The organism is Mesorhizobium sp. M0808 (assembly GCF_040320025.1).
In the GTDB taxonomy this organism is placed as follows: Bacteria; Pseudomonadota; Alphaproteobacteria; order Rhizobiales; family Rhizobiaceae; genus Mesorhizobium.
This window is the reverse complement of sequence record NZ_JAMYOX010000092.1, coordinates 1-7126: the sequence shown is the minus strand read 5'-3', so window position 1 is coordinate 7126 and position 7126 is coordinate 1. Positions and strand designations below refer to the sequence as shown.

6 protein-coding genes and 5 pseudogenes are annotated in these 7126 nt (G+C 58.2%); 4 read left to right on the top strand and 7 right to left on the bottom strand.

Going from position 1 to position 7126, the window contains the following annotated elements; translation table 11 throughout:
* The coding region (locus tag NKI25_RS35940) for an ATP-binding protein (protein WP_353000908.1) at nt 1–539 on the top strand (539 nt) is incomplete at its 5' end.
* Between the two features lie 71 nt (nt 540–610).
* Here NKI25_RS35940 and NKI25_RS35935 read toward each other — a convergent pair.
* The 3 genes from NKI25_RS35935 to NKI25_RS35925 are packed head-to-tail and all read right to left on the bottom strand — an operon-like array spanning nt 611 to nt 1962.
* On the bottom strand, nt 611–1045 hold the full coding sequence (locus NKI25_RS35935) for an integrase core domain-containing protein (RefSeq protein WP_353000905.1): 435 nt from the start codon (nt 1043–1045) through the stop codon (nt 611–613).
* 15 nt (nt 1046–1060) lie between these two features.
* Nucleotides 1061–1480 carry an IS3 family transposase gene (locus NKI25_RS35930; RefSeq protein ID WP_353000902.1) on the bottom strand — a complete coding sequence of 140 codons (420 nt, stop codon included), beginning with the start codon at nt 1478–1480 and terminating at the stop codon, nt 1061–1063.
* A 38-nt stretch (nt 1481–1518) separates the two neighbouring features.
* Entirely contained in the window at nt 1519–1962 is a 444-nt protein-coding gene (locus NKI25_RS35925) for a transposase (protein ID WP_353000900.1), read from the bottom strand.
* Between the two features lie 188 nt (nt 1963–2150).
* Here NKI25_RS35925 and NKI25_RS35920 point away from each other — a divergent pair, with 188 nt between their 5' ends.
* Nucleotides 2151–2753, top strand: a complete 603-nt coding sequence (locus NKI25_RS35920) for a tyrosine-type recombinase/integrase (protein ID WP_353000898.1) — start codon at nt 2151–2153, stop codon at nt 2751–2753.
* 153 nt (nt 2754–2906) lie between these two features.
* On the opposite strand, the pseudogene NKI25_RS35915 reads toward NKI25_RS35920, so the two are convergent.
* A pseudogene (locus NKI25_RS35915) lies at nt 2907–3548 on the bottom strand (sigma factor-like helix-turn-helix DNA-binding protein); the annotation flags it as partial.
* A gap of 568 nt (nt 3549–4116) precedes the next feature.
* Nucleotides 4117–4625, bottom strand: a pseudogene (locus tag NKI25_RS35910) (DDE-type integrase/transposase/recombinase); the annotation flags it as partial.
* A gap of 5 nt (nt 4626–4630) precedes the next feature.
* Between NKI25_RS35910 and NKI25_RS35905 the strand changes: the two are divergent.
* Together NKI25_RS35905 and NKI25_RS35900 are read left to right on the top strand one after the other, a co-directional pair.
* Nucleotides 4631–4717 (top strand): annotated as a pseudogene (locus NKI25_RS35905) (transposase); the annotation flags it as partial.
* 268 nt (nt 4718–4985) lie between these two features.
* Nucleotides 4986–5341 (top strand): annotated as a pseudogene (locus tag NKI25_RS35900) (DDE-type integrase/transposase/recombinase); the annotation flags it as partial.
* A 219-nt stretch (nt 5342–5560) separates the two neighbouring features.
* Here the strand turns inward: NKI25_RS35900 and NKI25_RS35895 are convergent.
* Together NKI25_RS35895 and NKI25_RS35890 are read right to left on the bottom strand one after the other, a co-directional pair.
* The gene (locus tag NKI25_RS35895; protein ID WP_353000910.1) at nt 5561–6787 is read right to left on the bottom strand and encodes an ATP-grasp domain-containing protein; all 1227 of its coding nucleotides are present in this window, start codon (nt 6785–6787) and stop codon (nt 5561–5563) included.
* Nucleotides 6788–7014: 227 nt separating this feature from the next.
* Nucleotides 7015–7126, bottom strand: a pseudogene (locus NKI25_RS35890) (IS5/IS1182 family transposase); the annotation flags it as partial.

Below are 7126 nucleotides of genomic sequence, written 5' to 3'. Positions count from 1 at the left end.
CTCCCCGCCCGAACGTGGATGAAAGGCGTAACGGACAATCTTCTTTGCCTCGCCATCCTGATAACGGGCATTATGAGCCCAGTCCGACCGGCACAGGCAAGAGTTGGATCGCCTGCGCGCTCGGCCATAAGGCCTGCCGCGACAATCGATCGGTGCTCTATCATCGCGTGCCGCGCCTGTTCGAGGATTTGGCGCTCGCTCGTCTCGATGGCCGCTTCCCACGCCTCATTGACAAGCTCACCCGCGCGCAACTGCTCATCCTGGATGACTTCGGAACCCACTCCCTCACCGACCAACAGCGCTTCCATCTGTTCGAAATCGTCGAGGAACGCTATCGCCGCAAATCCACCCTGATCACCGCCCAGGTCCCGGTGGCCAGATGGCATGACTTGATCGCAGACCCCACCGTCGCCGACGCCATTCTCGATCGGATCGTGCACAACGCCCACCGCATCGTGCTCCAGGGCGACAGCATGCGAAAGCAAAAGGCAGCGCCCCTCTTGACCGGCGCCGAAAACGGCGAAATCAATCATCCATGAACGCAACAAGGCACCCGAGGACCGTCGCCGCCAAACTGTCCCGACATTAGCGAAATCGCTGGAGTGCACCCCTATTGTGAGACAGAGAAATTGCGAGACAATTTCATGCTCGTGAGTTCAAATGCGGCATTGTCCGATGGTGTCGATAAGGTCTTTTCGTATTCTTCCGGGGTGAGATAGTCGAGTGCTGAATGCAGCCGTTGCCGATTGTAGACATCTTCAATGAAGCTCGCGATACGTCGCCGCGCATCTGGTGCATCGCGATAGGCCAATCCTGCGACTTCTTCCTGCTTCAAGGTTTTCATGAAGCTTTCCGAGCGTGCGTTATCATAAGGGTTCCCCACCCGGCTCATGCTCGGCTGGATCCCATGCCCATGGAGGATATCAGAATAGCTGGTGCAAGCGTATTGAACTCCTCTGTCCGAATGATGGATCAAACTGCCGGGAACCGGAACACGTGCGGAGATCGCCATTTTTAGGGCATCGACAGCAAGGCTGGCCCGCAAGTGGAGTTCGAGCGCTCATCCGATGACCTTGCGACTGAATGCATCGAGCACAACCGCCAGATAGGCGAACTGCTCGGCAAGGTGCAAATACGTGATGTCGGCGACCCAAAGCTGGTTGACGCCTGTCAGTTCCATGCCTCTGGCAAGGTTCGGCACCACCCGCCAGCTGTGCCGGGAATCCGTAGTGCGCGGCACAAATGGCCGAGTGCGCAAACATAAGAGATTATCCTCCCCCATTACCCACAACACCCGTTTGTGGTTTACCTGCCAACCCTCGCGGCCAAGAAGGGCGCCGATCCGGCGATAGCCATAGTGCCGGTTGGCCAAGGCCAGCCTTTGAATAACCACTCGCAGACCAGTTTCTTCCTGACGCGGCGCCGACTGTCGCCAGTGCCGGTAGTATCCAGCCCTGCTGACACCGGTGAGACGGCACATCTGTTCAATTCCTGGAGAGCCTTGCGGCACATGGGCTGTCATTTTTTGAATGACTTCGAAGACGCTGCACCGCCAGGTGCGTCTTTCTGCTGTTGACTGCCCCTGACATGCCGCAAGGCTTCTTGAAAAAAAAAGTTCAACCTGTTGCTGCCCAATCTTGCATTCAAGTTCGACAAGCGGCGACGGGCTTTTGTCAGCCCATCGGCACGACGCTGTTCAGCCGACAGTGCAAAACCTGCCTCCAAGGCTTGCCGATCTGGTGGTGCCTCGGGAGGCCGCTTCTTTGGACGCCCCTGTCGGCTCGGCGTTAGATTGCCACACACCCGCAACTGTTCACGCCAGGAATATAAGCGCTGGCGGTGAATACCCAGTTCATCCGCCAGCCGGCTGACGTTCTCCCCCCTTTGCATCCGTAGGAGCATGGAGAGTTTCTCTTCTTCGCTAAATCTCGGCTTTCTTCCAACCATTTCCAGTCCCTGCAATCCAGAAACTGTCCGCTATTTATTTGTCTCAGTCGAGGGGTGCACTCCATCGCTGTCCGGGAATTAGCGGAACCCCTGTCCGGCTTTTGCGAAATGCGCACCTCGATGCCTTTTTCCTCAGTCGTCCGCGTCTGCGGCCACGAAGCTTCAACCAACTGGTAGGAATCGTCGGCCGGCTGTTCGAGTGGATGGTCGAACACGACGTTATCGATCGCTCCCCCGTCACGATAAAGCCGCGCCGCCGAGGTAATCCAAGACCGCCCTGCATCCTGGATCTGCGGACTGTCCAACAACTCGTCGATCGCGCCGCCGAACTCGCGGATCGGAACAACGCTCCGCTTCGCGGTCCCGCCTATGCCACCATCTTCAGCCTGCTGTTCGGGCTTGGTCTGCGCGTTGGCGAGGTTGCGCGCCTGTGCTGGCGGGATGTCGATCGCAATCGTGACGTCCTCACCATCCGCGAGACGAAGTTTTCCAAGTCGAGGCTCATTCCCATGGGACCGCAACTGGCACAGCGACTCTATGCGTTCATGGCGTTGCGATCGCAGCACCTGGTTTCGGTTGCGGCCGACACACCGCTGTTTTCTTTCATGAAAGGTCGGCCTGTGAACCCGGGCACGATCAGCATCATCTTCCGCTCGCTGGCCGATCAGCTGGACATCGCGATCCCGCCAGGAGGAACGCCGGCTCACGTGCATGATCTACGGCATAACTCCGAGTGCCGGATTATTCCGAGTGGCGGCCGGGAAGCCAAAGAGTGCGGGCGATCTGTGGCTGTTGGGTCGGCATAATCAGAGGCTCTTCAGGAATGCAAGGAGATGGTCGTCGGGCTTGTAGCGGCCCAACCGGATGTCGGCCGTGTCGTCGAGAACGCTTGGATCAACAGGCTGCGGGGCACATAACCGGGCTGGGAACAAAACTGCGATTACGTGCCCGGGCACGTAATCGCAGACCACGAACTTCGGCACGCCGCCCAGAAAAGCGAAGAGGTTCGTGTGCACGCCGATCCAGTCGGACAGGCTCTCGCTCGGGCACGCCTCGGCATAAGTGTAGTTCGAGGCGCCCATCGCCGCGACGAACAGCTTCATGGCGTGCGCTTCGCCGGTGATGGGATCGAAGATGTCGATGGTGTCGCCGGCGAAATCGACGAACACCTTCTCGCCGCCCAGGTGGGTCTGGCGCATCGTCGGGTGCGCGCGCTCTTTCCAGGCCTCGAAGGTCGTGCAAAACCACGTATAGCCAAACCCGTCGGGATTGGCGGCACGATACTCCTCCCACAGCAGCACCCGCGTTACGCCGCGGCGGCGCAACTCCTTCTCCACATAGCTCCAATCGGGCACCGGCCGGCGGGGGCTTTGCGACGCCGCCTTCGGCGCCGGGAAGAGCAGCAGCTCAAGGCCCTCGTCATCAATCCCTTCAGGCAGCGGCCAGCTCAACCCGGCAAGACGGGCGCGCCGCAGATAACCATGTACGACGCCATTGCTCACCCCGAGCGTGCGCGCGATGACGCGCTCGGTCAGTCCTTGAACATGTCTTAGACGTAAAACTTCTCTGATCCGGCGCATCGACAATCTCTGGGTTGGCATCAGGCTTCCTCGTTTTGAACGAGGCATCCTGTAGACTGGCTGAGTTGTCGGCCGAAGCGTCCAGCACCTTCGAAAAGCTGCTCACGATCGTCTGAAATCGCTGCTCACGATCCTGCGAAATCGTTGCTCATGATCCCGTGAAATCCGTGCTCACGATGCGGTGAAATCCGTGCTCACGATCATCTGAAATACGCAACCGGAACGGCCTGGTGACCGGCCACGGCAATCGCTGGACACGGGAGCGGGTCACTGCGCTCAGGTCGCATCACAAGATTCCGGTATTCCGGCCGGCGCCAGACGGGAATGAGCCATGGCTTAATCTGAACAAGGCGGCGCGTTTGCTCGGCATTGCGCCGAAGACGCTCAGTCTCGCCGCAGAAGCAGGCGAGATCGAAGGTGTTCATCCCCTACCGGATGGCCCGTGGATCTTCAGCCGAGCAAGGCTCGGCGAACCGGTGAGTCAGAGCATTGTTTGGCGTGCGAGGCAGAACCCAAGACACCCCACAGGATCGCACGCTGACCAGCAAAACCTATTCGCTTCAACAACATAGACAGATGGGTGTTATGAAACAGGATTGTAATGCTGCCGCCATCCTTCGATGACGATCTGGGCTTCCTTCAAAGTGTAGAAGATTTCGCCGTCGAGCAACTCGTCACGGAGCTTTGAGTTGAAGCTCTCGCAATAGCCATTCTCCCAAGGACTGCCGGGCATGATGTAAGCCGTCTTGGCACCGACAGCGGCGATCCATTGACGCAACGCCTTGGCGATGAACTCCGGGCGTTGTCGGACCGGATGTGGCCTGGGATGCCGCGCAGGATGAACAGGTCGGCCAGAACATCGATCACGTCGACGGCCTTCAGCTTCCGGCTCACCCTGATGGAGATGCATTCCCTTGTGAACTCGTCGATCACGTTGAGCATGCGGAATTTCCTTCCGTTGTGGGTGCGATTCTCGACGAAGTCGTAGGACCAGACATGGTTGGGAGATTCCGGCTGCAGCCGGATGCACGAACCGTCATTCAGCCAGAGACGGCCACGTTTGGGCTGCTTTTGCGGAACCTTCAGCCCCTCACGCCGCCGTTCCCCTGCCGCTCGACAAGGAACTCTACAAATGGCGCCACCTGATCGAGAACTTCTTCTGCAAACTCAAGGAATCCAAGCGCATCGCCCCTTTTGCGCCCTGTCCATGGCGGCGGACCTTGATGATGGTGGCATCGACCATGGCGTATTCCATGTCAGGTACATCCGAGCAAGCGTCCCAAAGCTTTATGAAAACATTGGCATTGACCCAATCGCGGTATCGCTTGAAAACAGTGTTCCAGCTTCCGGTCACGCTAGGGACTTCCTGTTCTCACGATCCAAAGTAAGGCTTCGATGAAGCGGCGATTGTCACTCCCACTTCGTCCGGGGTCGGTTGGTTTACCCAGACAATGCGGTTCCCGCCGCAACACCAAAGCGGCCAAGCGCTTGCTTACGCGGCTGCTGAAGAAGCAAGGCGTCGCGCCGAAGCGCATGATCACCGACAAGCTGCGCTCCTATGGAGGAGCCAGGCGACAGGTGATGCTGTGCGTCGAGCATCGGTCGCATAAGGGATTGAACAACCGGGCGGAGAATGTACATGTGCCGCTGCGAAAACGGGAGCGGATGATGCAAGGCTTCCGTCAGCAGGAGCACTGCAACGCTTCGTTTCGATCTTCTCGGCTCTGCGCAATCTCTTCGTCCCGCCCCGCTCAAAACGCTCCGCTCTCGCTACGCATATTCACCGCCTGCAGGCCATGGCGGAATGGAAAGCCCGTGGCCATGGTCAGCTGACATCAGCGGCCGCAGGTCTCAACGCGTGTATATGCAGACCACGTGACATCGCCTCAGTGCCACCACAAGCCCGGCGACCTCCGGCCTGAGTAGCGGAATCCGCGAGGGTCGTATCTTGTCGCGCAAGAGCCCATCTTTGGCGAGGATCAGCGGTTATCTGGCGCCACCTCCGCCGGTGCGGGGACATGAGGGGCCGCACATTATTCCTGTTCGCCAACGGTCGGAAATGGTGTGATCGACCAGTCGATCAAGTCGACTGCACGCTGAAGTATCGCCTTGGTCTTAGCAAGATTAGGTGAAACGGCGATAACAACTCCCATAGAGTCTCGGTAATCACCTCTCCTGATGATCGCCGTCTTAGGTTTAGCATAAATTTTGACCTCGGCGACACCCGGTAAAGCCGCCGCCCGGCTGTCACCATCGAGCCAATCGAGAATGCCATCCCGATCAGGAAGCAGGGACCGCCAGGCCGCAATGTGCGAATTTCCTCTGCGCAAATCCCATTCATCGCCGATGACAAGCTTGATGTGCTCGGTGACCAGGTCGATACCGTAAGCCAGCAGAACCGGTTCAGGGCCGGCAGCAAGACGGGGATTGACTTCAATGACGACTGGGCCACGCTTCGTCCACCGGAATTCAATGTGCGTTGGCCCCCAGCCAAGGCTGAGAGCGCGCAAACAGCTCAGCGAAACATCGGCCATACGCTCATGCTCGTCATCCGTCAGCGGTGCCGGAAAGATACCCTCACGATAGACGAAATGCGGTGGGGGGCCGAACTCAGCGGCTTCGATCCCAATGACCTCATCGCCCATTATATTAGTCCAATAAAGGGGGCCTTTTGCGAATTCTTCGACCAGTATCCTTGGCGAAGACCGCCAGATGTGCTTTCCACCCAAAAGATAGGTCGTATGTTCAACTAATTCATCGACGTCGCGGCACAATCGGACACCGTAGCTGCCGCCGCCTACGACTGGCTTAAGAATCACCGGCAGGCCAATCTCCGTGGCAGCGCTTTCAACCTCGGTCGCATTCGTTGCCAAGCGATAAGCAGGAATTGGAACGCCGGCCTCCGCGAGGAGCTGACGTTGAGTGAATTTGTCGCAGCATCGTTCAATCGATGCGGGGTTCGGTCCCGGTAGATCGAAGTACCGGCAGAGCTTGCCAGCTGTCGCATAGACCGGCTCATGGGCACTGGTAATGCCAGCAATGTCATACGTCGCACGTAGCCGTGTACATTCGTGGATCAGCGCATTGAGATTGTGTGTATCGACACGGACTACCTCAATTCCTTCCGCAGCAAGATATTCGTACTGAGCCGGATCAGCCGACAGGGTGATTGGATGAAGATCAAGACGCTGGGCCGCTTGGAGGTATAGCGGACCGTTGTTTTGTGTACCTTCAATCAGGATGAGCGCTCTTCTTGCCATTGGCGTTAACCTCCGTTGCGTGGCGTGCGGCGTCTGAGCGTAGATCGGCATCAACTTCTTCGGCGGTGCCTGACCTCAGACCTTGCGGTGAACGTATCATTGCCCGTGATCCACGCTCGCAAAGGTTCGGGAAAATTATTTAAAGGATTTGTTGCAAATGTGCTGCTTACCGGCGCGTTGGTGCATGGGTCCGGACTTGAGCGGATGTCGATCTTTGAAGCGGCAGACTATGCCGTGGCCGCCTTGCGGCGGGCGGATTTCGGGCGTGCGCAGGCAAGCATGCGGTTTAGGACGGCGCAGCCGATGGCGACTTCGGTCTGCTGAACGGGAAGCGACCGT

Bases quoted from the DNA above. Each gene is read 5' to 3' on its own strand.
- NKI25_RS35930 (WP_353000902.1), bottom strand. From the start codon at position 1,480: ATGTGCCGTCTCACCGGTGTCAGCAGGGCTGGATACTACCGGCACTGG.
- NKI25_RS35920 (WP_353000898.1), top strand. From the start codon at position 2,151: ATGGTCGAACACGACGTTATCGATCGCTCCCCCGTCACGATAAAGCCG.
- NKI25_RS35895 (WP_353000910.1), bottom strand. From the start codon at position 6,787: ATGGCAAGAAGAGCGCTCATCCTGATTGAAGGTACACAAAACAACGGT.